General features: G+C 37.5%; 21 protein-coding genes. 18 read left to right on the top strand and 3 right to left on the bottom strand.

Annotated features, from left to right (window positions below; genetic code table 11):
• The first annotated feature begins 4 nt into the window (after positions 1 to 4).
• The 15 genes from FW778_RS05445 (at position 5) to FW778_RS05375 (ending at position 14,999) form a co-directional block, all read left to right on the top strand.
• Positions 5 to 1,363, top strand: a complete 1,359-nt coding sequence (locus FW778_RS05445; RefSeq protein WP_150413589.1) for a glycosyltransferase family protein — start codon at positions 5 to 7, stop codon at positions 1,361 to 1,363.
• 55 nt (positions 1,364 to 1,418) lie between these two features.
• A complete protein-coding gene (gene hisH, locus FW778_RS05440) occupies positions 1,419 to 2,036 on the top strand; it encodes an imidazole glycerol phosphate synthase subunit HisH (RefSeq protein WP_150413588.1) in 618 nt (205 codons plus the stop codon).
• Position 2,037: 1 nt separating this feature from the next.
• Positions 2,038 to 2,805: an AglZ/HisF2 family acetamidino modification protein gene (locus FW778_RS05435; RefSeq protein WP_150413587.1), complete on the top strand. Its 768-nt coding sequence runs from the start codon at positions 2,038 to 2,040 to the stop codon at positions 2,803 to 2,805.
• 11 nt (positions 2,806 to 2,816) lie between these two features.
• A complete protein-coding gene (locus tag FW778_RS05430; RefSeq protein WP_150413586.1) occupies positions 2,817 to 3,923 on the top strand; it encodes an N-acetyl sugar amidotransferase in 1,107 nt (368 codons plus the stop codon).
• A gap of 71 nt (positions 3,924 to 3,994) precedes the next feature.
• A complete protein-coding gene (locus FW778_RS05425; RefSeq protein WP_150413585.1) occupies positions 3,995 to 5,158 on the top strand; it encodes a glycosyltransferase family 4 protein in 1,164 nt (387 codons plus the stop codon).
• A gap of 1 nt (position 5,159) precedes the next feature.
• On the top strand, positions 5,160 to 5,543 hold the full coding sequence (locus FW778_RS05420) for a sugar 3,4-ketoisomerase (protein ID WP_150413584.1): 384 nt from the start codon (positions 5,160 to 5,162) through the stop codon (positions 5,541 to 5,543).
• Between the two features lie 27 nt (positions 5,544 to 5,570).
• Positions 5,571 to 6,248 carry a hypothetical protein gene (locus tag FW778_RS05415; protein ID WP_150413583.1) on the top strand — a complete coding sequence of 226 codons (678 nt, stop codon included), beginning with the start codon at positions 5,571 to 5,573 and terminating at the stop codon, positions 6,246 to 6,248.
• A gap of 9 nt (positions 6,249 to 6,257) precedes the next feature.
• Positions 6,258 to 7,343, top strand: coding sequence for a DegT/DnrJ/EryC1/StrS family aminotransferase (locus tag FW778_RS05410; RefSeq protein ID WP_150413582.1), 1,086 nt, complete (start codon positions 6,258 to 6,260; stop codon positions 7,341 to 7,343).
• A gap of 113 nt (positions 7,344 to 7,456) precedes the next feature.
• A complete protein-coding gene (locus tag FW778_RS05405) occupies positions 7,457 to 8,326 on the top strand; it encodes a hypothetical protein (RefSeq protein ID WP_202552081.1) in 870 nt (289 codons plus the stop codon).
• 8 nt (positions 8,327 to 8,334) lie between these two features.
• Positions 8,335 to 9,543, top strand: a complete 1,209-nt coding sequence (locus FW778_RS05400; protein WP_150413580.1) for a glycosyltransferase family 4 protein — start codon at positions 8,335 to 8,337, stop codon at positions 9,541 to 9,543.
• Positions 9,524 to 10,123, top strand: a complete 600-nt coding sequence (locus FW778_RS05395; protein ID WP_202552080.1) for a GNAT family N-acetyltransferase — start codon at positions 9,524 to 9,526, stop codon at positions 10,121 to 10,123. Before FW778_RS05400 ends, FW778_RS05395 begins: the two co-directional genes overlap by 20 nt.
• A gap of 5 nt (positions 10,124 to 10,128) precedes the next feature.
• A complete protein-coding gene (locus FW778_RS05390) occupies positions 10,129 to 11,349 on the top strand; it encodes a DegT/DnrJ/EryC1/StrS family aminotransferase (RefSeq protein ID WP_150413578.1) in 1,221 nt (406 codons plus the stop codon).
• Complete coding sequence (locus FW778_RS05385) at positions 11,346 to 11,939, top strand: sugar transferase (RefSeq protein WP_150413577.1); 594 nt, start codon at positions 11,346 to 11,348, stop codon at positions 11,937 to 11,939. The genes FW778_RS05390 and FW778_RS05385 overlap by 4 nt, the downstream gene beginning before the upstream one ends.
• Before the next feature lie 89 nt (positions 11,940 to 12,028).
• Positions 12,029 to 12,964 (top strand): Gfo/Idh/MocA family oxidoreductase, encoded by a 936-nt coding sequence (locus FW778_RS05380; RefSeq protein WP_150413576.1) that lies wholly within the window; start codon positions 12,029 to 12,031, stop codon positions 12,962 to 12,964.
• Between the two features lie 145 nt (positions 12,965 to 13,109).
• Positions 13,110 to 14,999 carry a right-handed parallel beta-helix repeat-containing protein gene (locus tag FW778_RS05375; RefSeq protein ID WP_150413575.1) on the top strand — a complete coding sequence of 630 codons (1,890 nt, stop codon included), beginning with the start codon at positions 13,110 to 13,112 and terminating at the stop codon, positions 14,997 to 14,999.
• A gap of 328 nt (positions 15,000 to 15,327) precedes the next feature.
• Here the strand turns inward: FW778_RS05375 and FW778_RS05370 are convergent, their stop codons facing one another.
• Positions 15,328 to 15,693, bottom strand: a complete 366-nt coding sequence (locus FW778_RS05370; protein ID WP_150413574.1) for a helix-turn-helix domain-containing protein — start codon at positions 15,691 to 15,693, stop codon at positions 15,328 to 15,330.
• 535 nt (positions 15,694 to 16,228) lie between these two features.
• Between FW778_RS05370 and FW778_RS05365 the strand changes: the two genes are divergently transcribed.
• Positions 16,229 to 16,867, top strand: coding sequence for a DUF6266 family protein (locus FW778_RS05365; protein WP_150413573.1), 639 nt, complete (start codon positions 16,229 to 16,231; stop codon positions 16,865 to 16,867).
• Between the two features lie 410 nt (positions 16,868 to 17,277).
• On the opposite strand, the gene FW778_RS05360 is transcribed toward FW778_RS05365, so the two are convergent.
• The gene (locus tag FW778_RS05360; protein WP_150413572.1) at positions 17,278 to 20,100 is read right to left on the bottom strand and encodes a PKD domain-containing protein; all 2,823 of its coding nucleotides are present in this window, start codon (positions 20,098 to 20,100) and stop codon (positions 17,278 to 17,280) included.
• A gap of 669 nt (positions 20,101 to 20,769) precedes the next feature.
• Here FW778_RS05360 and FW778_RS05355 point away from each other — a divergent pair.
• Both FW778_RS05355 and FW778_RS05350 read left to right on the top strand, forming a co-directional pair.
• Positions 20,770 to 22,764: a polysaccharide biosynthesis protein gene (locus tag FW778_RS05355; RefSeq protein ID WP_202552079.1), complete on the top strand. Its 1,995-nt coding sequence runs from the start codon at positions 20,770 to 20,772 to the stop codon at positions 22,762 to 22,764.
• A gap of 269 nt (positions 22,765 to 23,033) precedes the next feature.
• Entirely contained in the window at positions 23,034 to 24,386 is a 1,353-nt protein-coding gene (locus tag FW778_RS05350; RefSeq protein WP_150413570.1) for an OmpA family protein, read from the top strand.
• 493 nt (positions 24,387 to 24,879) lie between these two features.
• On the opposite strand, the gene ruvB is transcribed toward FW778_RS05350, so the two are convergent.
• Entirely contained in the window at positions 24,880 to 25,923 is a 1,044-nt protein-coding gene (gene ruvB, locus FW778_RS05345) for a Holliday junction branch migration DNA helicase RuvB (RefSeq protein ID WP_150413569.1), read from the bottom strand.
• Between the last annotated feature and the right edge of the window lie 91 nt (positions 25,924 to 26,014).

The following is a 26,014-nucleotide window of genomic DNA, read 5'->3' as shown; positions in this document are numbered from 1 at the left end:
ATTCATGAATATTTTAATTTGCAGTAAATTATTTTTTCCTGAAAACGAAATAGGAGCAATAAGGCCAACGAATTTCGCGAAATATTTAAACGCCATGGGGCACAGTGTAACCGTATTAACCGGAGTTCCCAAATCATTATTCTTAGGGTCTCAACAACTGAACGATTCGATACATATTGAAAGAGTTGATCATTCAGGTTTTGCTCTAAAGTTGATTTCCGGCGTGGAAAATAGAATTAGTAATCGAGAATCTCAGTTGGCGCTTTCACGGATACAATCTCAAAAAAAGCAAACAATTATAAATAGGTTGTATCAAAAATTTAAATCCTTTAGATTGGAAATGTACAACCTTTATCTTGAAATTGACTGGTTCCTCCAGGCAAAAGGTGTGATCAATAAAAAAATGGGTGATATCACCTATGACATTGTGCTTTCCTCTTTTGGTCCTTTGGGCTCCCATCTGATTGGGCGATTCGTAAAGAAGAGCAAAAGAGCAAATTTTTGGGTGGCAGATCTACGCGACATTATGCACAATGAAGAATATTCCAAAGTTATTAACCTCATCTATCTGTATTTTGAAAAAGAGATGATTAAAAAAGCGGACAGTATTACGGTGATTTCCAATGGTCTTCGTGAGGTGCTTGAAAGAACTGTTGGACAACAAAAATTCAGGAGTAAGAATGTTTCCGTTGTCCATAATGGATATGAAAATGAAATTGAAACTATTAGAGCGAAAAACAATTCAAATATTTTAAAGATTGCATATACAGGTTCATTATATTCCGGGAAAAGAGATATGTCTTTATTATTTGAGGCAATAAAAGAGTTAGTCCATGAAAAGAAAATAGAAAGAAATAAAGTGGAAATTCATTATGCCGGGACCAGCAGTTCTGATCTTTACGAGCAGGCATATTCACACGGAATCCAAGATATGGTGCACGATCATGGATATCTTCTTCGGTTTCAAGCTATCGAACTTCAGAATTCTTGTGACTTTTTAGTTGTTTTAAGCTGGAATACAAGGAAAGAACAAGGCATTTTATCCGGTAAATTTTTTGAATACCTTCAGGCATTTAAGCCAATAATTGCTATCATCAATGGCGATCTGAAAGATTCTGAATTAACAAAGATGGTTAAAGATTTAAATCTTGGTATAGCGTGTGAGTACGTTAGAAAAGATATTGATCTATTATTATTAAAAGGTTATTTAGTGAATCAGTACAATAATAAGATCTTGGAAGGGAATATAGTGTTCAACCCAAATCTTGAACAAATAAAAGAATTTCATTATCAAAAAATTTCGCATAAGCTCGAAAAGATCTGTCAGGATATGACTTTAAAGTCTAATCTCCTAAGAGGGTAGGAAAATCATAGAGTATTCAGTTTATTAATGCAAATCAATCTAATATATTAATGACATGATCGCAATTATTGATTATGGTGTTGGAAACGTAGGCTCTATCTTGAATATGATGAATTATATTGGAATTCCTGCTATTGTAACGAAGGATTATTCAGAAATTAGGGATGCTTCGAAATTAATATTACCGGGAGTTGGTTCGTTTGATCAGGCTATTACCTTATTTAATAAATCCGGACTTAAGGAACTTATAGACGAAAAAGTAAACAACGAGGCAACTCCAATTCTTGGTATTTGTTTGGGAATGCAAATGATGACACAAGGGAGCGCGGAAGGTGAATTACCAGGCTTAGGCTGGTTTGAAGCAAAATGCATCAAATTCAAATTTGATGGCACTCTTCATGGCCGGCAAAAGATTCCACATATGGGTTGGAATGATATTACCCCCGTCAATAGCGGAACTAGCCTTTTCAAAATGATTGACCAAGAGCTTAAATACTATTTTGCACATTCTTACCATATAACAGGGGCAGAAAAATATTCTATTGCTACCGCTAGTTACGGATATGATTTTACGGTTGCAATAAAAAACGGGAACAAATTAGGTGTTCAGTTTCATCCTGAACGAAGTCATATGTTTGGAGTTAATTTGTTTAAATCGTTTTCGGAAATTTAACATGCTAAAAAAAAGAATTATTCCCTGTTTGCTGTTAAAAGGAAAGGGCTTTGTCAAAACAATGAACTTTAAGCACCCGGTCTACCTCGGAGATCCATTGAATATTGTCAAGATATTTAATGTAAAAATGATTGATGAGTTAATGATTCTCGATATCACAGCCTCTGCGGAAGGCAGGAAACCTAATTTTGAATTGATTCAAAAAATATCAAGTATCTCTTTCTCTCCATTAACCTATGGTGGGGGAATAACTTCCCTGGATGAAGCCAAGCGATTATTTAGTATCGGTATTGAGAAAATTTGTTTAAATACTGCAGTCTTTAAGAATCCTAAGCTTCTCCACGAAATAAATAAGTTATACGGAAGCCAAAGCCTTATTGTTTCTTTAAATATCTTTCGAAATTTTCTGGGCAGTTACCGCATAGTGGATAATTCAACAAAGTCTATTGTTACTGATTTATCAATTCCTGAAAGTGTAAAGTGGTTGGAAAGTAACGGCGCTGGTGAAATCCTGATTAATGATGTCAATAATGACGGAGTAATGAAAGGGTACAATATTGATTTGATTAAAATGGTAACTTCTGTGTCAACAGTTCCAGTAATAGCTTGCGGTGGTTGCGGAAACCTCGGACATATAAGGGAAGTCTTAACCGAAGGGGGTGCCTCCGCCGCGGCTGTTGGGAGTTTTTTCGTGTTTAATGGTAAACATAAGGCTGTACTCCTTAGTTACCCCTCTCAGGCTGTAATTAGTAACCTTTTAAAAAATTAGCTAACCTCTATATGAAAGTTTGTACACGATGTGTGATGGATTCAGGAGATCCTCAAATTAGATTTGATGAATTTGGAGTATGTAATTATTGTAAAGATATAGAAATCTTATTGAAGGCACGGTGGAGCCCAAATGACGAAGGAACGAAGATACTTAATGATTTACTGGAAAAGATTAAGAAGGACGGAAGGGGCAAAAGTTATGATTGTGTTATTGGCTTGAGTGGCGGAATTGATAGTTCATACCTTACCTATCTTGCAACGCAAAAATGGGGGCTACGAGTGTTGGCCGTACATGTTAATGCCGGTTGGAATTCTGAAATTGCAGAATCTAATATCGAAAAGTTAGTTAACAAATACAAAATAGATCTGTTTACTTATGTTGTTGATTGGGAAGAAATGCGGGATCTGCAATTATCCTATTTTAAATCGGGGATTGTTAACCAGGACACTCCCCAAGATCATATTTTCTTTTCACAACTCTTTAAAATCACGGCAAAGGAGAAAATTAAATATATAATGACGGGAACAAACTTGGCGACTGAATCAATTTCTATTTCTGGTTGGGGCTCGGATGCAATGGATTCAAAGCAACTTCATTACATCCATGATAAGTTTGGTTCCATTCAATTGAAATCCTATGATACTATTTCCCTTTTTCAGCGACTTTACTTTACGTTAAAACAAACCGTTGTAAAACCTTTGAACCTGATCGCGTATGATAAAGATGAGGCTGTTAGATTTCTTGTCCAAGAGGTGCAATGGAAGGCCTACGGAATTAAACACGGGGAATCAGTTTTTACCCGGTTTTTTCAAAATTATTGGTTGCCTGAACGTTATGGTATAGATAAACGCAAAGGCCACCTTACCAGTATGATTATGTCAGGAATGATCACCAGGGATGACGCGATAAAAGAACTTGAAAAGCCATTGTACGACCCTCACCAACTAAAACTTGACATTGAATATGTATGCAATAAGCTTGAAATTGATAAACAAGAATTAGAAAAATATCTCACGATGGAAAAAGTTACTGATAAATCCTATCCCTCAAATGAAAAAATTCTGGCGTTTATTATGTATATGAAAAACTTGATGAAATTTAGACATAAATCCTAAAAGATGCCTCCTCCTAAAGAGTGTTTATCATCCATTATAAATATTGTCAATTCAATATAATTAAAAGCTGAATGAAAATTTTAATGATTTGCGATTTTTTTCACGAAAATCAACAATATCAGGAAAACCTTTTGGCTAAATATTATCTAAAACAAGGACATGATGTTACAATCATTGCATCCACATTTATCTCGGTATTCGATTATTACGAGAATAATTATAATAAAAAGAGTAAAATTCATAGTTGCCATATCAACGGGTATAAATTAATCCGATTGCCCTACTCAATAAATTTTTATAATAAGCTGCGTAAATTAGAAAATTTAAAAAAATATATCGATAACGAATTACCTGACTTAATATACGTTCACGGAATACCTTTAAATCTCATAGATCCTATTTCTTATAAGAAAAGAAACGCTGGTTGTAAATTAATCTTCGATTTCCACGGGGATTTTAGTAATTCTGCCAATAACTGGCTGTCATTAAATGTACTTCACGGGATATTTTATCGCGTAGTAATGAAAATGTATTTTAAAAATCTGGATAAAATTTTCTATATCACCCCAAACGGGGGAGAATTTTTAAATAAAATTTACGGTATTCCTTTTAGTCATATGTCCATTCTTCCGCTTGGGGCAGATACAGATTATATTAATTTAATAAAGACCAGACAAACAAACATTTCTATAAGGGAGGAGTTAGGAATTAATCACAATGATTTTGTGATCTTTTCGGGCGGCAAATTTGTTAAAGAAAAAAAAATAGAATTAGTTATACAATCTTTTTTTCTAATTCAATCAACTGTCGCTCATTTGATCATCGTTGGGGATACCAAAGACGAGACCTACAAAAAAGAAATACTAGAGTTAATAAATTCTCATCCGAGAATTCACTATATAGGCTGGGTTGATGGCGAGAGAGTTTATGATTATATGTCAGCGTGTAATGTAGCCGTATTTCCGGCAAGCCAGTCTGTTTTATGGCAGCAAGCAATCGGGGTTGGGTTACCTTTGATAATTGGGCAATCATTGGCTCAGGATGTAACATATTTAAACAGGAACAATCACATATTCATTATTGAGAAAAACTCGGTTACGCCAGAAAAAATATACAGTTATTTAAAATTATTAATGGATGATCCCAATCTTTTAGCATCAATGAAATTAAATGCAATTAAAACAACAAGAGATTTTTTATCTTATGATAAAATATCAGAAATTACAATAAGATAATATGGCTAATTTGATTAATTTAAAAACATTTACAGATGCAAGAGGCAATCTAACTGTTATTGAAAAAGTTATCCCTTTTGATATTAAAAGAGTCTTTTATATTTATGGTGTGGACAATTCCGTACGAGGACATCATAGACACAAAAAAACCATTCAATCTGCAATTGCAATTCAGGGGGAATGCCAAATACATAGTCAATCCGGCGAAGATTTACCCATCGAGATATTTTCTCTTAATTCACCTTCGAAATGCCTTATCATTAATCGAGAAGATTACCATTGGATGGACAATTTCTCCAAAGATTGTATCCTTATGGTGTTTGCCTCTGAATATTTTGATGCTAACGATTACATATATGAACCATATAAAAAGATATCCCGATAAATTATTTTTTAAATAAAGCCGTAGTTAATGCGCATAAAACATTTTGGGGTTTTTAAGAATCAAATGAAAGCTCTTGATTGGGAAATCTTAAGAAACGATCAAACAGAAGGACCTTACTATTTGCCTTATCAAAAGAAAGATTATTTATTAAGGGTTGAAGCAACTGAACCATCTTTATCAACAAAAATAATTCTCCAAGAGATAGAAAGAATTGGACTGAAAAAGGTATTTTCCATTGGTTCGGGGATTGCTATCCAGGAATATCAATTGAAGAAATTTTCAAAGTGTAAAGTAGTTGTAACTGACTACAATCCTTCTGTAATGCGATTGAAGCAATTCCAGATTTTCGATGACGCATTTATTTTAGACGCATTTAAGGATCCGCTTCCGGTGGATAAAAGCTGGGTGGTTCTTTTTCCTCGGATCGATACAGAATTTGATGATTTTCAACTAAATGAATTATTTGAAAAATGTCACAAGTCAGGAATAAACAGTATATGTTTTATTCCGGCAGAATTATTAAGTTTTCGAATAATACTTGCAGAAATAAAAACTTTCGTGATTAGTATGATTAAAGGAAAACCACGTGTGTTTTGTGGCTATGCAAGGACTTTGGGATCTTTTAGGAAACTTTGGGATCCGTATTATATTTTAGCCAGGAAATTTAAAACAGATAAAGCAATATTTTTCTTGCAGGCAAAATAAAGTTCCATAATGATAGAATATGAAAACCTGGGAAGATTAAATCATCCCTTTTTTGAATCTTATAGAAAAATATTTGATGAAATACTTGAATCAGGTTGGTATATTTTAGGGAAAAATGTCGCAACATTTGAGCACGAATTTGCAAACTATATCGGATCAAATCATTGCGTCGGTTTAGCGTCTGGCCTCGACGCACTCAGTCTAAGTCTTCGTTGTTTTGAATTTCCTGCCGGCACAGAAGTCATTGTACCATCCAATACTTATATAGCTACCATTTTATCTATTGTGCAAAATGGCTTAAAGCCAGTTCTCGTTGAACCCGACATCAATACCTATAATATAGATCCTGCTAAGATAGAGGAAAAAATTACATCCAAAACGCGTGCAATTATGTTGGTACATTTATATGGAAAGTGCTGTGATATGGATCAGATTCTTAGCATATCTGCGAAATATAAATTGCGTTTAATAGAAGATTGCGCCCAAGCTCATGGCGCTAAATTTAAACAACAGATTGCCGGTACTTTTGGTGATTTTGGAGCACATAGTTTCTATCCAACTAAAAATTTAGGCGCACTTGGGGATGCAGGAGCAGTGACAACAAATAATGTTTTAATGGCGGAAAAAATCAAAGCCCTGAGAAATTATGGTTCTAATCTCAAATACGTAAACGATTATGTGGGTTATAATTCACGCCTCGATGAAATGCAGGCTGGGTTTTTATCAGTTAAATTAGCATCCTTAAATAAAATTAATGATCATAAACGCAAACTGGCTAAACTATACTTAGAGAATCTTAAAGCTGAATTTATTAAACCAGTTATACATGATGACTATTATGATGTGTACCACATATTTAATATCCGGCATCCTAAAAGGGATCATTTAAAAAAATACCTTCTCGAATTCGGAATAAAAACAGAAATTCATTATCCAATTGCTCCTCATAAGCAAAAAGCTATGAAAGGAATAATCGATGGGGATTATCCAATATCTGAAGAAATTCATGCTACTACACTTAGCTTACCGATCTCCTATTTCCATACCGAAGGAGACATACTCCGGGTGATAGAGGTCTTAAATTCTTTTAGCTAAAAATGAAATATAATTACTGCACCCTCTTTGATAAAAATTATTTGCCCCACGTATTATCATTATACGATTCTCTTAAAAGGAATATATCAAATTTTACCTTGTATTGTCTATGTATGGATGATGAAAGTCATCAGTATTTGCAAAGGATAAAGAGTCATTCGATTATTCCGATTTCATACCGGCAATTGGAAAGCCACTATGCTGAGCTATTAAATGCTAAAAAAAACAGATCCCGGGTTGAATATTACTTTACATGTTCATCTGCCATCTGCAGTTTTATTTTTGATAGTTATCCAGCGACTGAGCTTCTCACATACCTTGATGCTGATCTATACTTTTTTTCTTCCCCGGTGCCGATCTATGAGGAATTAAAAGACGCATCTGTTGGTATAATTGAACATGGGTTTTCGTTCTTCGGTAAGAGATATTTAAAATATGGACGATTTAATGTAGGATGGGTTTCATTCAGGAATGATCAATTTGGGAGAAAATGCCTGGAGGATTGGAGAAAAAATTGTCTTGAATGGTGTTACGACCGGTTAGAGGATGGGAAATTCGCAGATCAGAAATACTTAGATTATTGGCCGGAAAAGTATTCCGGTGTTCATATTATAACGCATGCCGGTGCAAATCTGGCCCCGTGGAATGTGGGGAGGTTTCGTTTAAAATTGGCTCCTGCTACTCACCAAATTTTAGTCAATAATCAAAATCTTATATTTTATCACTTCGCGAGTTTTAAACAAGTTGATACAAACAGTTATATTACCAACGTTAGTAAGTATTTGGTTCCTCTTACTGGCATTTTAAGGAACAACATCTATATTCCTTATTTGAGAAGTCTTATAAAATATAATGAAGTCCTTTCTATTAAATTCAATCATAAAGATAGAGCCGAAGCAAAAAATTCTTCGACAAAAAACAAATTAAAAAGCGCCTCGCGAAATTTAAGAAAATTTATTTGCCGGGATCACATCAAAATCTGACATCCCGTTTGAAAAATATATTAGTAGTTACAGCCGTGTTTCCGCCCGAACCTGTCGTTTCCGCTAATTTATCTTTTGATATTGCGGATTCATTGGCTGAAAGAAACTCAGTAACTGTTATTTCTCCCAGGCCGAGTCGCCCTTTTGGATTTCGATTTACAAATGAAAGATTAGTTTTCAATTTTAATCATGTCCAGGTAGATTCATTCGTACACCCTTCTTCCGGGATTTTTGGCCGCCTCAGGGAAAGCTATAGTTTTGGACAGCATTGTTATAAATATATTTCTGAGAACCATAACCATATAGATAGCATCTATGTCAATACATGGCCCTTGCTGGGGCAGTACTTCGTTGTTAAGGCCGCAAAAAAGTATAGTATTCCAATAATCGTGCACGTGCAGGATATTTATCCCGAATCTTTAACAAAAAAAATACCGTATGCCGGGTTGTTTCTAAAGGGAGTATTAATGCCACTTGACAAGTATATCCTGAGCAAAGCAACAAGAATAATCGTTATTTCAAAAAAAATGAAAGATTACCTTGTACAATCGAGAAAACTGAATGCTGATGGCGTTGCAGTTATTCCTAACTGGCAGAATGAAGATCTCTTCCTGAATCAATCTAAACAGCCGGTTAAAACTTCAGATACCCTGTTCACATTTATGTACTTAGGGAACATTGGCCCGGTTGCCGGAGTAGATTTATTATTGAAAGCTTTTGCAAAAACTAACCTAAAAAATGCCAGGCTCGTAATTGCAGGATCGGGTTCAATGAAAGAAAGACTGGAAAAGGATGCAAATTTTTTTTCAGATAGCATTATAGAATTTTGGCCTGTTCCCAATGGTAAAGTACCTGAAGTGCAAGGCATGGCAGATGTATTGTTGCTCCCGGTAAAAAAAGGTAATGCGTCTACTTCAATCCCTTCAAAATTGCCAGCATATATGTTTTCAGCCAAGCCAATCATTGCCTGCGTCGATGAAGATAGTGATACCGCTGTTGCGATAAATTCAGCTAAATGCGGATATGTGGTTGGGCCAGAAAATATAGAGTTACTAGTCCTCACAATGAAAAAGGCTTATAAAATGGATAAGACTAGTCTTGAAAAGTTAGGCAATAATGGCAGAGACTTTGCCTTATTGAATTTCTCAAAAAAAAATAATTTGCGAAAGGTAATTTCGCTTATTGAAAATTTAGTTGATGGAAATAAAAAGGATTGAAAGAGAGGACGTGCCCCAGGTCGTTGAGGTTCATAAAGATTCATTCAAAGGTTTTTTTCTTACTGAACTCGGCGACCATTTTCTTACCGTTTATTATGACTCGGTGCGTAAGGATAAAAAAGCAATATTAGTGGGTCTTTATAATGAAAAGGAGTTGTGCGGCTTTTTTGCCGCTACTAGTTTATCTAAGGGATTCAATAAACAACTAATAATCAACAACTTTCTTCAATTTTCGTTTATTGGCTTCCGATTGTTATTTACTCAAATATCATCTTTATCCCGGTTGTTTAAGAACTTTACCAAAACTCACAAGGACTTTCAGGATGATGGCGACTATGCGGAATTACTTTCGATAGGCGTATCGGTTAATAAACAGGGACAAGGTATCGGAAAAAATTTATTAATAGAGTTTGAAAGACAAATGCTATTAAGGGGTTGTTCTTCTTTATCTCTCACTACCGATTTCAATAATAATGAAAAAGCGATACAATTTTATAAAGGCTTAGGATATGAGGTCTATTATGATTTTATCGCATATCCTAATCGAAGAATGTATCGAATGATAAAAAAAATAGCCTGAGAATTATGAAAATAAGCTTTGCTCCACCATATATAGACGATGCTGTTATCAACGAAGTTGTTGATTCATTAAAATCCGGCTGGATTACAACGGGACCTAAAGTAAAGGCTTTGGAAGATGAAATTAAAAAGTTTTGCGGAGCGAAAGAAGTGTTGTGTGTGAATTCATGGACTTCAGGCGCTATTATGATGCTGAAATGGCTAGGGGTGACAACTGGTGATGAAGTGATTGTACCAGCGTATACCTACAGCGCTACTGCTTTAGCGGTATTGCATGCTGGGGCAACACCAGTAATGGTGGATTGTGGCGAAGATTTTAATATTTCGGTGGAGGCTATTCGCAAAGCAATTACACCAAAAACGAAAGCGATTATTCCGGTTGATATTGCCGGCTTCCCTTGTGATTATGATGATATAATGTCGTTGGTAAAGGATGAAGATGTATTGAAGATGTTTCAGCCAAGTTCTACGGTTCAGCAAAAATTAGGGCGAATACTTGTAATAAATGATGCTGCTCATTCGTTGGGCGCCTGGTATAAAAAGGACATTCTAACGGGTTGTGAAACGGATGTAGCCATTTTTTCTCTTCACGCTGTAAAAAATGTTACTACCGCTGAAGGTGGGGCCATTTGTTTGAATTTACCTCGATCCTTTGACAATAACGAATTATATAAGGAATTGCGTCAAATGACTTTGAATTGCCAAACTAAAGATGCTTTTTCAAAGAGTAAAGCTGGTGGGTGGCGTTACGATATTGTGGGCCTGGGAATGAAAATAAATATGGCTGATGTGAATGCTGCTATTGGATTGGCGCAAATGCGGCAATACCCGGAATTATTAAAAGAGCGTAAACGGGTATTCGAAAAATACAATAGCGCTTTTAGCAAATATAATTGGGCAATTCTGCCCCCCTCTAAATGTAACGGAAAGGAAAGTTCCTATCATATTTATGCATTGCGCATAAGGAATGTTTCAGAAGAAGAGCGGGATGCGATAATTGAAGAAATCGCAAAACACGAGGTGGCTGTTAACGTACATTTTATACCTATGCCTATGCTCAGCTTTTTTAGGGAACAGGGCTATCAAATGGCAGACTATCCGCAATCTTATAAGAATTTTGCCGGTGAAATATCTTTGCCGGTTTACCCTCAATTAACAGATGGGGAAGTGGCGTTTGTTATTAAAATAGTAATTGAGGCTTGCGAAAATGTCATTGAAAGAGGATGATCCGATTTTTTGATATTTTGTTTTCTTTGTTAGGCATCCTTATTTTATCTCCACTTTTGGTGATGATTTATTTATTGGTAGCGATGGAAAGCAGGGGTGGTGGATTTTACATTCAAAAAAGGGTTGGGAGAAATGGGGTTGATTTTAAATTATTAAAATTCCGTTCCATGCGGATCGGATCAGATAAAAACGGTTTAATAACCGTAGGCGAAAGAGATCCAAGAATGACGAAAACCGGGGCCTTTATCCGGCGATTTAAATTAGATGAGTTACCGCAGCTTTTCAATGTTTTAAAGGGGGATATGAGTTTGGTTGGACCCCGCCCTGAGCTAAGGTATTTTGTTAATCTATACACACCCGAACAAAGAAAAGTACTAAGTGTTAGACCAGGCATCACCGACTATGCATCAATAGAGTATGTTAATGAAAATTTTATTTTGGGTTCGGCGGTAAACCCTGAAAAAGTTTATGTCGAAGAAATCTTGCCTGACAAAATTCGCTTGAATATGAAATATATTCAAAGCTATGGCATGAAAGAATACTTCCGTCTCATTTTTTTAACCCTATGGCACATAATAAAAAAGAATTAAAGCAAATCCAAAGTAAGACTTGAGTTACTTAGGTAGGTATCGATATTCAACAGTATTCATTAGTTAGAATCAAATAAATTTATTTTAGAATGAAAGATTTTGCATTAATAGGGGCAGCAGGCTATATTGCTCCCCGACATTTAAAAGCCATAAAAAATACCGGAAATAATCTCGTAGCTGCTATGGATCCTTTTGACAGTGTAGGAATAATAGACAGTTACTTTCCGAATGCTGATTTTTTTGTTGAGTTTGAAAGATTCGACAGGCATATAGACAAATTAAAAAGAAAAGAAAAACCGATTCACTATGTCTCAGTTTGTTCTCCCAATTATTTGCATGATAGCCATATACGGTTTGGACTAAGAAACAACGCTGATGTGATCTGTGAAAAACCAGTAGTATTAAACCCATGGAATATTGATGCCCTGCAGGAAATTGAACGGGAAACCAATAAGCATATTTTTTCGATCCTACAGCTCCGCCTTCACCCTGCTATAATAGCACTCAGAGAAATGGTAATGAATGGCCCCGGAGATAAGGTTCACGATGTTGATTTAACCTACCTTACTTCAAGGGGACACTGGTATTATACTTCGTGGAAAGGAGATATTAGTAAATCCGGAGGTATTGCGACTAATATAGGCGTGCATTTTTATGACATGTTAACCTGGGTATTTGGGGACGTAAAACAAAATATTGTACATATTCATACGCACGATAGGGCTTCGGGATATCTGGAACTGGAAAAAGCTCGTGTAAGGTGGTTCTTAAGCATAAACGAAGAAACAATTCCGGAAGAAATACGAAACCTTGGAAAAAGGACTTTTAGGTCTATCCAGATACAAGGCCGGGAACTTGAATTTAGCGACGGATTTACAGACTTACATACAAAATCATACGAAGGGATTCTTTCCGGAGAAGGTTTTCGTATAGGAGAAACCAAAAAGGCTATCGAAATCGTACACGATATCAGGCATGCTAATCCAATTGGCTTAAAAGGTGATTATCATCCTTTAGCGAATTAAAATAATTCTAATTAAACTATAACTTTAGTTTTAGAGCTGGAAATGAATACATATTTGAGAACGGATCAAATTAAACACATCCCGTCTTGCAAGGTCTAATTCTTCGACGCTAAACTAAAACATCAAATCGTTTAACTTATAGCAGGTGATAAAATACACTTTCGCCCCAATAAAACTGGCATTCATAATACTATCATTTAGCTCTTTGCAGGCAAACGCGACAAAATATTATGTGTCTACATCCGGTAACGATGCTAATAATGGCATGTCTCCCCGTACTGCATGGGGTACATTAAATAAATTAAATTCATTTACAATTACAAAACGTGATAGCATATTTTTTAATCGTGGTGATAGTTTCTACGGTGAGCTAAAGGTGTCAGCTGACAGCCTTTATTTCGGTGCCTATGGAGTCGGCAATAAACCAGTTATAACCGGATTTCAACATATCGCAATGAAAAGTGCAGGCCATAATATTTGGGCCGGTACTGTTAATGACAGCTATCTTAATATGGTTTTAATCAATAACGTCGTAGGGCATAAGGCACGCTATCCCAATTCAGGCTATCTAATTTTTACTTCATACTCAGGCAGAAATCAAATAGCCGGGGATCTTAGTGGAACACCAAATTATGCCGGGGCAGAAGCAGTTGTCAGAGATGCGCATTATATAATTGACGTTACCAAAATTACTTCCCAGTCAGGAGGTACATTGAATCTTTCCCCTGCACTTACTTATGTACCGCAATATGGAGGCAATGGATATTTTATACGAAACACTTTGCAGGTATTAGATACATTAGATGAATGGGTTTATTCAGGAACTACTTTAAGTGTTTATGCTCCTGCAGCACCAAATGTTCAGGCGTCAACAATTGACACACTGGTGTATTTAAACCATAGGAAATTTATAACTGTTGATGGGTTAAGTTTTCAAGGTTCAAATTTTTCTGCTATTGACATTAATGCTTCAAATTCCATAACGATTAAAAATTGCTCTGTAAACAACAATGGCTCATTTGCAATTTATGGGCTATTATCTAACTATACCACCATCGAAAATGATAGCATTCAAAATAGCCTTGCAAGTGGAATTACTTTAGGAATATCTTCATCGGCGATATTACCTTGTCCGCATACTAACATTTCAAATAATTATATAACCCATTCGGGAACTATAAAGGGGATGGCCTTATACTATTTTGATAAGGCTCTTGGCATTAATGTTTATGGAGATACTTCAAATATAATAGGAAATGAGGTTGATAACTCTGGTTATATAGGCATTATGTTTCATGGAAAGAGCAGCTTTGTTTATCATAATTATGTGAATACTTTTTGCTTAAATACCGATGATGGGGGAGGAATATATACTGTCGTCGGGGGTTATTCTCCAGATTATAACGATGGTAGTATTATCAGGTCAAATATCGTGTTAAATGGTATAGGCGCTCCCTTAGGAACTTTAGACGGTGCTCATGGATCGTCTGCCGCCCCGGGCATATATTTAGACGATCATTCGCGAAGGATTATAATAGATTCGAACTCCATTTCAAATTGCTTATATGCGGGTATTAATATCAATCATTCACATAGTATAACCGTTACTAATAATTTAATTTTTAATAGTACCGGAAATGGAATTGAAATTACACATATAGACACGCCAGGCGGCGATTTTAATATTAAGCACAATGTTATTTTGATAACGGGTGCACAATACTCAAATATAAAAAATTCGTATGGAGATTTGATTAACACAGTGGATAGTAATTACTACGCCGGAAGCAATTTTAATCACCACGAAGTTTATTATAATCTAAAAGATTGGGCGAATATCAGCGGGCAGGATGCTCATTCAACATTCGAAGTTAATACGTCCCCAGGCACGAGTGTCCCTCTGTTCTTACATAATCGTAACCTGACAGATACTACAATTAAGCTTTCAAGTCCTTACAAAGATTTTTTTGATTCCGTCTATAATAGCTCCATAACGCTGCACCCTTTCACATCTGTCATCTTATTTAAGTTATGAAGTAGAAGTTGATCGCATTCCTGCCTATCTATTAAAACTAACGCTTCTTTTTTGTAAGGTTTTTCGCTCGAATCGCAGAGCGCTTCAAGAAAATATACAAATAGATCGTCGGCCGATCTTCACCTTCACCCCTTTTGAGTACGTTTTAAAAGTAGACAATTTTCATTGTCTGCAGGAAAAGCCTGATGAGACCGATCTTTATCCAGGTATGGCGAATGGCATCCTACGAAACCAGTATCTCCGCCGTTACCTATTCAATACGCAATAGAATAAAACATGGCTCGTAATAACGAACGATTACCCTTGGAAAAAGTAATCTTACAATCTGCTATAAATCAAAAAAAGATAAAAAAGAAGTGATGCTGGTGAGCCAGCCGCTGATACCGAACTTCTTCATCAAACTATTTTTCCCGATGACGGTATTCGCTTCCAGCATGCCAGCTATCTCCTGCCTGAAAAAATAGGCTTTGCCGTCGTTGCTTAAACTGGTGTAGGATAGGATACTTGCCCTGCGCAGGTTGTACACCTTGCGCTTGCTCATGTGCAATTCCTGGCATACCTCCTGTACATCCATTAAGATATCACTGAATTTTGTTCCGGGTGGCATGTGGTACGCAAATTCTTTGGGTGTCTCTTCGGATTTGTACAAAGAAGAAATGGAATTGCCTGCAACCCGTTGTTGGTTGTTTTTCATTTGTTTTTGATTGAAATGATAAAATGGTTTTGTTAAATGAGGTGGTTTTCAATCAAAGCGGTAAACTATGCATTTTAATTGTAACGTCAAAGCATATGCGTGATTTTTTTGATGGAGCGTTGTGTTTGTTTCTTTCATTTCCCATTAAGGTTTTATTGCCACAAAGGTGCAAAGGAACGCGGAGAGGAATTAATTCTTTATGTACTGAGCGTCTTTGAGGTCCACTTCTTTTTTTTACCACTAAGGCACAGAGGGCACCAAGGGACATGCATTCTTTGAGTGATTAGTGTTCTTTGGTTTAATCTTTTCTTATGGTGTTGTGGAATAGAGTGGTATAAAATTGTAAAGAGTGGAAAAGAATCACACAAAGGTGAATTCTGCAACGGTACCTGGAATAGTACGGTAAAATTTACCACCTGCAAATATTCGCTAACAGTTGCCCGTTATCTATTCGCTTCACACAAGCGTATACACAATTTGCAAGCAACGTATGAAGCATGGTATTTTATTTTTTTAATTTCTAAATCTACATTTTATGGGAACCATCAACAAAGGTATCCTCGGAGGTTTCTCCGGCAAAGTAGGAACAGTAATTGGAGGCACCTGGAAAGGCATAAATTATATGCGCAGCCAGGCCAGCCGCCGCAATTTTAACGCCAGCCAAAAGCAGTTGGAGCAGCAATTGAAATTCGGGCTCATTATGCGCTTTCTTCAGCCTATGGCGGGTTTGCTTAACATCAGTTTTCGCGATTTTGCAATTAAAATGACGGGCATTAATAATGCCTTTGGCTACAACATTAAAAATGCCATAACCGGTATGTATCCTTCGTTTACGATCGATTATTCGCTGGCACTGGTAAGCAGGGGAGACCTGCCTAACGTGTTGGGGCCGGCAGTAACGGCGGGAGCAGGCAGCCTGGTTACTTTTAGCTGGACAGATAACTCCGGCGTAGGTACAGCAAAGGCTACTGACCAGGCCATTTTGGTTGCTTATTGCCCGTTGCAAAAGCAGGCTATTTACACAACGGTGGGCGGCCTAAGAAGCGACCTGGCGGGTGAACTGAACCTGTTGCCTTTTTCGGGCCTTGCAGTTGAGACCTACATCGGTTTCATTGCTGAAGACGGAAAGAGTGTTGCCACCAGTATTTTTACCGGTGAGGTAACGGTTAGCTAAAACCATTACCAGACGAAAGAGCGGCCCGGGCCGCCCTTTTATAACAGTTAGGCCTATACGTTAATTACCTGCCTTTAGAGCCATCCCTGTTGAAGCTGCCTGCGGGCAGCTTTTTATTTATGGAACGTAGCGCGGCTGCTCTTGCCGGAACCGCCGACAGCCATAGAATAAAATTTTAAAAGAAATATTATATTTTTAAAGCAGATGTGCAGAATTTATTACAGGAACCAGTTATGGCTGGAACATTTGATAAGGATGACCTATCGCATGGGATTGCTGCATCGGTTTGCACATTTTAACCTTACAGGTTCTTGTCCCTGGTACGCTCCGGCGAACAAATTTCTTCAACCTGGGGTTACGATTGCTTTGTTTTGGCAATGGAACATTCTTTTAGTGAAATGGCGTTTCATCTATCTTATTAAAACAACACTCCCCTTCTTATACAATTTATCGCCAACATCGCAAAGCGCTTCCAGGTAATAAACAAAAACGGAAGTGGTTTGATCTGCGCCGCTTACCCTGCCATTCCAGCCATAAGTTTTACTATTAGGGGGGAAATTTCGTGCCTCATACACGAGGTGGCCATAACGGTCATAAATTGAAAACCGGAGAATGGTTTTTATGCCGCGTGTTAACGGGTAAAAGTAATCGTTCAGGTTGTCACCGTTTGGGGTAAATGCGTTAGGCATCAGCAGGTAAGAATCCTGACATTGTATATATATATGTATCGAATCGCTGGCCACGCAGCCGCTATCCGAGGTTACTTTAATGAAAAATGTATTGGAGCTGGAAACGACACCGTTTGGATCCGGGCAGGTGGTGCAGCTTAATAAATTCCCGGGAGTCCAGTTGTAGGAAGCCACATTGCTGCTATAGGTGGGGTTGATTGAAAATGATGAATTATAAGGAAGAAATTGATCCGGGCCTGCATCTACCGCCGGCCGGCTCTTCACATGCACGGTGATATTGGTACTGCTGGTGAAGCATCCCACTGAATCAGTTAGCCGGGCTGTATAAGTGGTAGTTTGCGAAGGTCTGGCTACCGGACCGTAGGTGTTGGTGCCTGAAAGGCCATCCGCCGGGGACCACTGGATCTTTTTACCGGGGGGATCTACGTTTAGGTGGATGGTATCATTCAGGCATATATACGCATCAGTCGCGGCTGGAACGGCGGTAAAAGGAGGATAAGCTTTCACCATAATGCTATCGCTTACAGTGCACCCAAATTGACTGGTAGCCTTCACATAATATTTTGTGTCGGTAGTTGCCGATGTAAGCGTCGTGTCACATGTTGCACATGTTAAGGAATTGGAAGGAGACCATCGTATGCTGTCGCTATGAAAAGCGAGAAGTGTGTCCATAGTTCCCGCACAAAGTGTATCTACGTGAGGAATAACATACAAAAACGGCAATGGATTGACGATAATCTTCTTTACCAAGGTGTCTTCACAGCCATTCTTATCAATACCTGTTAATTGCACATCATAAGTTCCCGGATTACTGTAAACAAAGGGCTGAGGCTGATAAACGCTGTCATTTACATTAGTTACTCCAAAATTCCAATACCAAAGATTTACAGAATCTGCAGGTATAAACGGTTTAGAAGTGTTCGTGACATTATACAAGCTGTTAAGACAAATGGAAGATGGAGCCGTAAAACTAAGATCGGGCCCTCTTACTAAAAGAGGATGGTTTAGCCGGATAGTATCCTGGCAATATTGCAACCCATTGTTAATAATTACGTAATTGCTAAAACTCCCAAAGTTGGATGTACGCATGAGAAATGAAGAATCTTTAAAAGGACCACCCTGTTCTCCGTCAACGAACCAGGTGTACAAAGCTGTAGAATTATTGTAATTATTTACAACAGTAAAAGTGGTAAGAGCATTTTTACAAACAGAAGTATCAGGATTTAAGAGAACCGGATCTGACGTGTAGATGTTCTGAGAATATGTATCGGCGCACCCAGTAAGGCTGTCTGTAACACTTAGCTTTGTGACAAAAGTGCCTGAAGCCGGAAACGTATGGGTAGCATTTATTGTATGGACGATGGGTGAACCATCACCAAAATCCCACGATACAGTTGATAGATTACCCTGGCTTGTATTCGTGAATGAAAAGGTTTTTTTATCGGTGCAGGTATTTGAATAATTAAAATTCGCTATGACCCCTATTATATTAATTTGCACTGTAATGGGATTGCTATAGCAGCCATTGTACATGGGTAAAATATAAACGGATTTTGTTCCTAACCTTTTGAATTTATGTCCGGCAATTGTATCGGAAATGCTTAAGGAGCTGCTATCGCCAAAATTGTAATAATAGGTATTAGCATTTGTGGCTTTTGCCACAAATTGTGCAGTTTCAGAACCGCAAATGGTAGTTTTTTCGGCATAGGCAACCTGGTTAGTTGGCGGTATTCCAAAACCAATTCGGGCGAAATTATAAGTATTGGTACATCCTTCATAAGTAACGATGGTAACGACAGGAGAAAAATTTCCCGGCAAGGTATAGGTATGATTTGTGGTATTATTAATTGTTGTTACAATGGGGCTTCCGTCGCCAAAATCCCATTTATAATTCTTTACTGAGCTACCAACGGGTACGGTAACATTCGCATTGAAGCTAACGTTCGCAGGAACACATCCAGAAGTGGGCGAAACTGACCCGGTAATAGGAGGAACCTGAACATTTATAGTTGTTTTAGTTGTATCAAAACAGCCAGTTACATCGGTTGCCAAAAGTTTGACGTTGTAAGTGCCAAGGGCTGCAAAATTATGGGGTATACTATTAGTATTGCTAGTCACTATTCCAGATCCATCGCCAAAATCCCAGTTAAAAGCATTGATGTTACCACTGCTTGATGCAGTAAAATTTATAGTCCCGGGGGCACAAATATAACTTCTGTCATAACCGATAGATGCTGTTATCACGGGGTTAATAACAATTGTCTTGGTTACCACGGAAGTAGTTTGACCATAAATTGCGATTAGTTTTACCGTGTATGAACCGGCATTTTTAAAAGTTATTATCGGGTTTGGTTGATTGCTTGCTGCAACATTACCGAAATTCCAAACAAACCCGGTCGGACTTCCCGTTGAAGTTTGGGTAAATTGTATCGTTGATGGACTACAAAACAAGCCATTATTTGTTGAGTAGGTAAAATCCGCAGTCTGAGATTTTGCAACCAAAGCAACCGAAAAAAAGTAGAGAAATATTACGATTTTGTTCATAGGGTAAATGTTATTTCATCTCCATCCTTTATACGGGTTTTTTGATAGTACATATTGCTCCATAAACTTCATGTTTGTATTTGATATTGGGTTTGCCTGGTAATGAAACAATTAATTCCGGGAAATTTTTATCAGCCTGTAATCTTTACTTATTTTTATAAAAGCAATTTCGCAGGTTTTCCCTCATACGTCAAAAATTATTCCGCAATTTATGCTAATGATGCTTCTTATAACGGCTTAGATAAATTATTATTATTGTTTAAATCATTAAAAGCAATCTGTTTTTTACAGATAGGCTTCGGCGTTAGATTGACAGCGAAAGCCGTTTTAATTTATACATCACGTCATTGATTTGTAATTTTATGAAATTGATTTTGTGCAGTCGCCTGGTAATAGATCATGTATGTTTGCCTGTATTTTAAGCCGTTATCAATGATTCTATTCCCGTAAAACGTGGCCCTGGTAAATATCCTGAGAATATTTTTCTACGTTGATTTATATATTTACCCAATATTTTTATTATTACGCGTTATTATAATTGTGGCATCATTTTAGCCGCTATTTAATTCTGATATACCTTATATTTGCAACACTTTTTTAAGAATATAAAGTTTTATTAGTATCAATGACTGATTTTAGTTTATTACATTAATGAACAAACTAAACCCCTTGAACTTTTTTTACAGACTTATAAAGAACAGGCCCACCGTACCGCGTTGGATTATTTTTTTGTTAGATCTTACTATCTGTTCCGTCTCCCTGTTATATGCTTACCTGCTCCGCTTCAATATGGATTTTGAGAAGATAAAGCATTTAGGAATCTGGACTCCCCTTTTGGTGGTAACGGGGCTGAATATTATTTTCTTCAGAATATTTCGCACCTATGAAGGCATCATTCGTTTATCAAGTGCCCAGGAAGGCCTCAGGTGCGTTTCTGCTGTGTTCTGTTCCTCCTTATTCTTATTGAGTTCTATAATCATCGGTGCTGTTTTCGAAGTAAGTTTTATTGTCCCCATGTCTGTATTATTCATTTATTTTTTTATAGCATCCTTCTTAATATTTTCTTATCGCATACTCATAAAAGAATTATATCACCGGAGCCTCAAGGAAAAACTTACGGCTGAAAATGTGATAGTATATGGAAAAACCATTAATGGTGCACTGCTAAAAAATGCCATTGAATCCATTCCGAATCATCAGTACAAGGTCCTGGCATTTGTGGATAATAATGAAAAGCTGTGGGGAAAATCAATTGATAATGCCAAAATCTATTCCTGGGAGGAGGTGAAACTCATCGCAAAAAAGTGTAGCGCTAAATATTTATTCCTCGCATCAGACGATATGCAAATAGGGGTAAAAAATGAAATCGTAGATTATTGTTTGGTCAATAATATCAGCGTAAAAGTTATTCCTGCCGTTCAAAAATGGGTAGACGGACATTTAAATACCCACCAGATCAAGAACCTGCAGATTGAGGATCTGTTGAACCGGCCAAGCATTAAGCTGGCGCCTGAAAATGTGCAGCAATATTTAACCGGGAAGAGAATATTAATTACCGGGGCGGCCGGTTCCATTGGGAGCGAAATTGTGAGACAACTGGCGGGCATCCATGTGGAACAACTGATTTTATGCGATAGCAGCGAAACGGGTTTATACGAGGTACAAAACCAGTTGCAACAATTGTCCCGCACGGACGAAAATATTATCATCCGGGTATGCAACGTAAGGCATAGGGATGCTATGGAAAATATTTTTAAGAATTATAAACCCCAGCTTGTTTTCCATGCGGCCGCGTATAAACATGTCCCTTTAATGGAAATGCATCCCTGTGAAGCCGTAATGAACAATGTGCTGGGAACAAAGATAGTAGCCGATCTTTCCATAAAATTCGGGGTAGACAGGTTTGTTTTCATTTCCACAGATAAGGCCATTAATCCTACCAATGTAATGGGCGCTACCAAGAGAGTCGCCGAAATGTATTTGGGTGAATTGCAAAAAAGCCATAAACATAACGGTAGCAGCGTCTCTGAAAGTTTCAATGTACAGGAAAAGGTGGTTTTTTATAAAAAATCGCCTACCAAATTTATTACCACCCGATTCGGAAATGTATTGGGTTCTAATGGCTCGGTAATTCCCAGGTTCCAGCAGCAAATAGATAATGGAGGGCCGGTAACTGTTACCCATCCGGATATTACCCGTTATTTCATGACGATACCCGAAGCCTGCTCACTGGTGTTGGAAGCAGGAACAATGGGCAAAGGAGGAGAAATATTTGTGTTTGATATGGGCGAACCGGTGAGGATAACAGATCTTGCTCATAAAATGATTAAACTGGCTGGTTTAATTCCCGGAAAAGATATCCAGGTGGAATTCACAGGATTAAGGCCGGGGGAAAAATTATATGAAGAATTATTGAATAAAAACGAGGAGGTTATTGCAACGCATCACAAAAAAATAATGATCTCCCGCGTTAACAGTTCCGGCATAAACAATACAATAAATAATATTGAATACCTGGTAGAACTGGCGACGCAAAACAAAAATATGGCCGTGGTAAAACAGATGAAAATGATAGTGAGGGAATTTATCAGTAAAAATTCGATATACGAAAAATTGGATGCGGAGCAGCAGTTAGAAACGGTTCAGGTGGTTGTAGAGAATTGACAACTGCAGGTAAAATTTCTTTGGTTTCAACATTTATGGAGAAGTCTTTTATATTTTATTTGAAATCAATCTTATCTTTGAACCGGATTAATTTTTTTTACGTTCGATTAAATAAAAAACTTAAAAGGATTTGGCACATTTTTTATAGCAATTAAACAAAGGGCCTGAAGGAGGATAAAAATTAATTTCAGCAACAGGCAACTATTTAGAAACTTTATACAACCTTATTATTAATTAATAACCCTAATATAAATCAAATACAAACAATTATGAGTAATAATTTTATTAAAACATCTGTTCTAACGGGAACCTTATTATTAATCTCCTTAGCGATGTTTGCACAGGCACCTTTTACCGGAACCAAAGGGTTCAGGAAATTTTCCCTTGGAATTAATGTAGGCGCACTGCGTCCGTCAATTATTACCGGCGGCTCTAACGATTTTACAAAGCCACAATATGATCTTGGCTATGGCGCTAACCTGAGATATCAGTTTACCCATCGCCTGGGTGCCCAGTTAGATTTCGTTGGTGGGAAACTTAAAGGAAATAATGACAAGAATTACTGGAATGGGCTTCCTGCCACAGACCGCCCGATTTCTTCTTTTGAAACAAAAATGGGGTATTCTTTTGCTTTGAGCGGCGTATATACATTTGGCACTATCAACTGGCTTCATTCTACAACCAAAGTAGTTCCTTATGTTACCGGTGGTGGTGGAGTAGTGGAATATAAGCCCACGACTACCGATAGGGCAACAGGTACTTCAACTGCATTTGATAACGGTAAAGCGCTCCATAGCTTTTTTGTTCCAATAGGCATTGGTTTGAAATTTAATTTATCAGAAATGATCAATCTTGACCTGGGATATAGGGCTAACATAGTTGATAATGATAATTTTGACGGTACTTATTGGCATGCAGATGTGCATCGCGATAAATATTCCTATGGTTTTTTAGGGGTAGACTTCGCGTTTGGCAAAAAAGGACAGAAACAACTCTTGTTTGATAATCCTGCTTCTAAGTTGAATGATATTTTACAGAGCCAGATTACACACGTTCAGACAGAAGTAGATTCTTTGAAACTGGGAATAACTGATACAGATGGTGATGGTGTTGCTGATATTTTTGATAAAGAACCAAATACACCCGCCGGATGTCCTGTAGATGCTCATGGTGTATCAAGAGATACTGATGGTGATGGTGTTCCGGATTGCAAAGACAAGCAATTGATTACTCCAACTGAATGTCAACCGGTAGATGCTGATGGTGTAGGTAAATGCCCTGATCCTGAATGTTGCAAGAACATGGTAATGGCAGATTCTGACAAATGTCACATGTTGAACTTCCCAAGTATTTCTTTCAAAGGAAACAGGAGAGCTCTTACCAGTGATGCAAAAGCAATGCTGGCAACAGTTGCCGCTCAATTGAAAAATAATGCAGCATGTTCCATAATTATTACTGGTTATCCTGCCGCTTCCAAAGCATCACAGGCGCTTTGTAACAACAGGGCACAGGCCATTAAATCTTATTTAACAGAGAAGGAAGGAATCAGTTCCGACCGCATTGAAACTAACTGTGAAGTTGGTGGTGGTGATGTGAATACGGTAGATATTAAATCTAAATAAAGCTACTTTTTGATTAATGATGAACCCCTTCTTTTTTTAAGGAGGGGTTTTTTTATGATATAATACGGGGCTATGATATTGCATGAACGGTAATGCTGCTGGAACCTTCTGGTGAATTCGGGAACATTTTCTTTCTATATATCTTTGGTGATACTTCCTCGCGACTGTCACATGGAGATAGTTATTGTGACTTTATATTTTTTTTGCCAACATATATTTACCTGCTTTATCTTATTGACGAAGGGTATAACCGTTCGCGTATGGTTTATTGTAAAGCATTGGCAGGCTCTATTGAAGACTACGAAACTTTACTGAAACAATAATTAAAAAATAAAACTCTGGATCACGGTAAATTCAGCAAGCTTACTTTGAATGGGAATAAATTTGATGTAACGTACCAGGACAGACGCAATATATTTTAAGGGCACACGGGTAAGTTTATTACAGACTTGCTATGTTTTTACATGAACAGGGCTTCAGAACCGTTATGATTTTACAAGCCGGAATTAAACAGATCCATCCCCCTGGTGTTGTGGTAAGGCTGCTTGCCTAAATGTTTATATGCTTTAGGAGTTGCTTCCCGTCCGCGTGGGGTGCGCATTATAAACCCTTCCTGGATTAAGAATGGCTCATATACTTCTTCCAGTGTTCCCGTTTCTTCACCCACGGCCGTGGCAATGGTGGTGATGCCTACAGGGCCGCCTTTAAATTTTTCTATAATAACACTTAAAATGCGGTTGTCCATTTCATCGAGCCCATATTCATCTACGTTTAATGCCTTTAGAGCATGTGTTGTTATTGCAAGGTCAATAACTCCGTTGGATAACACCTGTGCAAAATCCCGTACCCTGCGCAAAAGGCCATTCGCTATCCTCGGCGTTCCGCGACTTCGGCCGGCAATTTCGCTGGCAGCATCTGAAGTTATTTTTGTATTAAGAATGGAGCAGGAGCGTAAAATTATTTTTTGTAACGTTTCTGCATTGTAATATTCCAACCTCGATTTTATTCCAAAGCGAGAGAGCAAAGGTGCGGTTAAAAGCCCGCTGCGGGTGGTAGCGCCAATTAAAGTAAAGGGATTAAGATTTATCTGTACGCTTCTTGCATTAGGGCCGGTATCAATCATAATGTCAATACGGTAATCTTCCATCGCAGCATACAGGTATTCTTCCACGACATTGCTAAGGCGATGAATTTCGTCAATAAACAGCACATCATGTGGTTCAAGATTAGTTAGGAGTCCTGCAAGATCACCGGGCTTTTCAATAACCGGTCCGCTGGTTTCTTTTATGTTTACCTCAAGTTCGTTGGCTACAATGCGGCTGAGCGTTGTTTTCCCCAATCCCGGGGGGCCATGAAAAAGAATATGATCCAAAGCCTCGTTGCGTAATTTGGCAGCTTTTATAAAGATCCTCAGGTTTTCAATTATCTGGCTTTGCCCGCTGAATTCTTCTATTACCGCCGGGCGAATGTTGTTCTCAAATTCTTTATCTGCCGGTGATAATATTTCTTTTTCCGTATTTAAATTTTGATTGGGCATTTGTTATCTTTAACAACCCTGTAAAACTAAAACTTATTTATTACAAGAATTGGAAAATACTTATTACTTTGAGAATCAGTATTAACCTTAT

It is taken from the genome of Ginsengibacter hankyongi (assembly GCF_008710285.1).
In the GTDB taxonomy this organism is placed as follows: Bacteria; Bacteroidota; Bacteroidia; order Chitinophagales; family Chitinophagaceae; genus Ginsengibacter; species Ginsengibacter hankyongi.
This window is presented reverse-complemented; position numbering and strand designations above follow the sequence as displayed.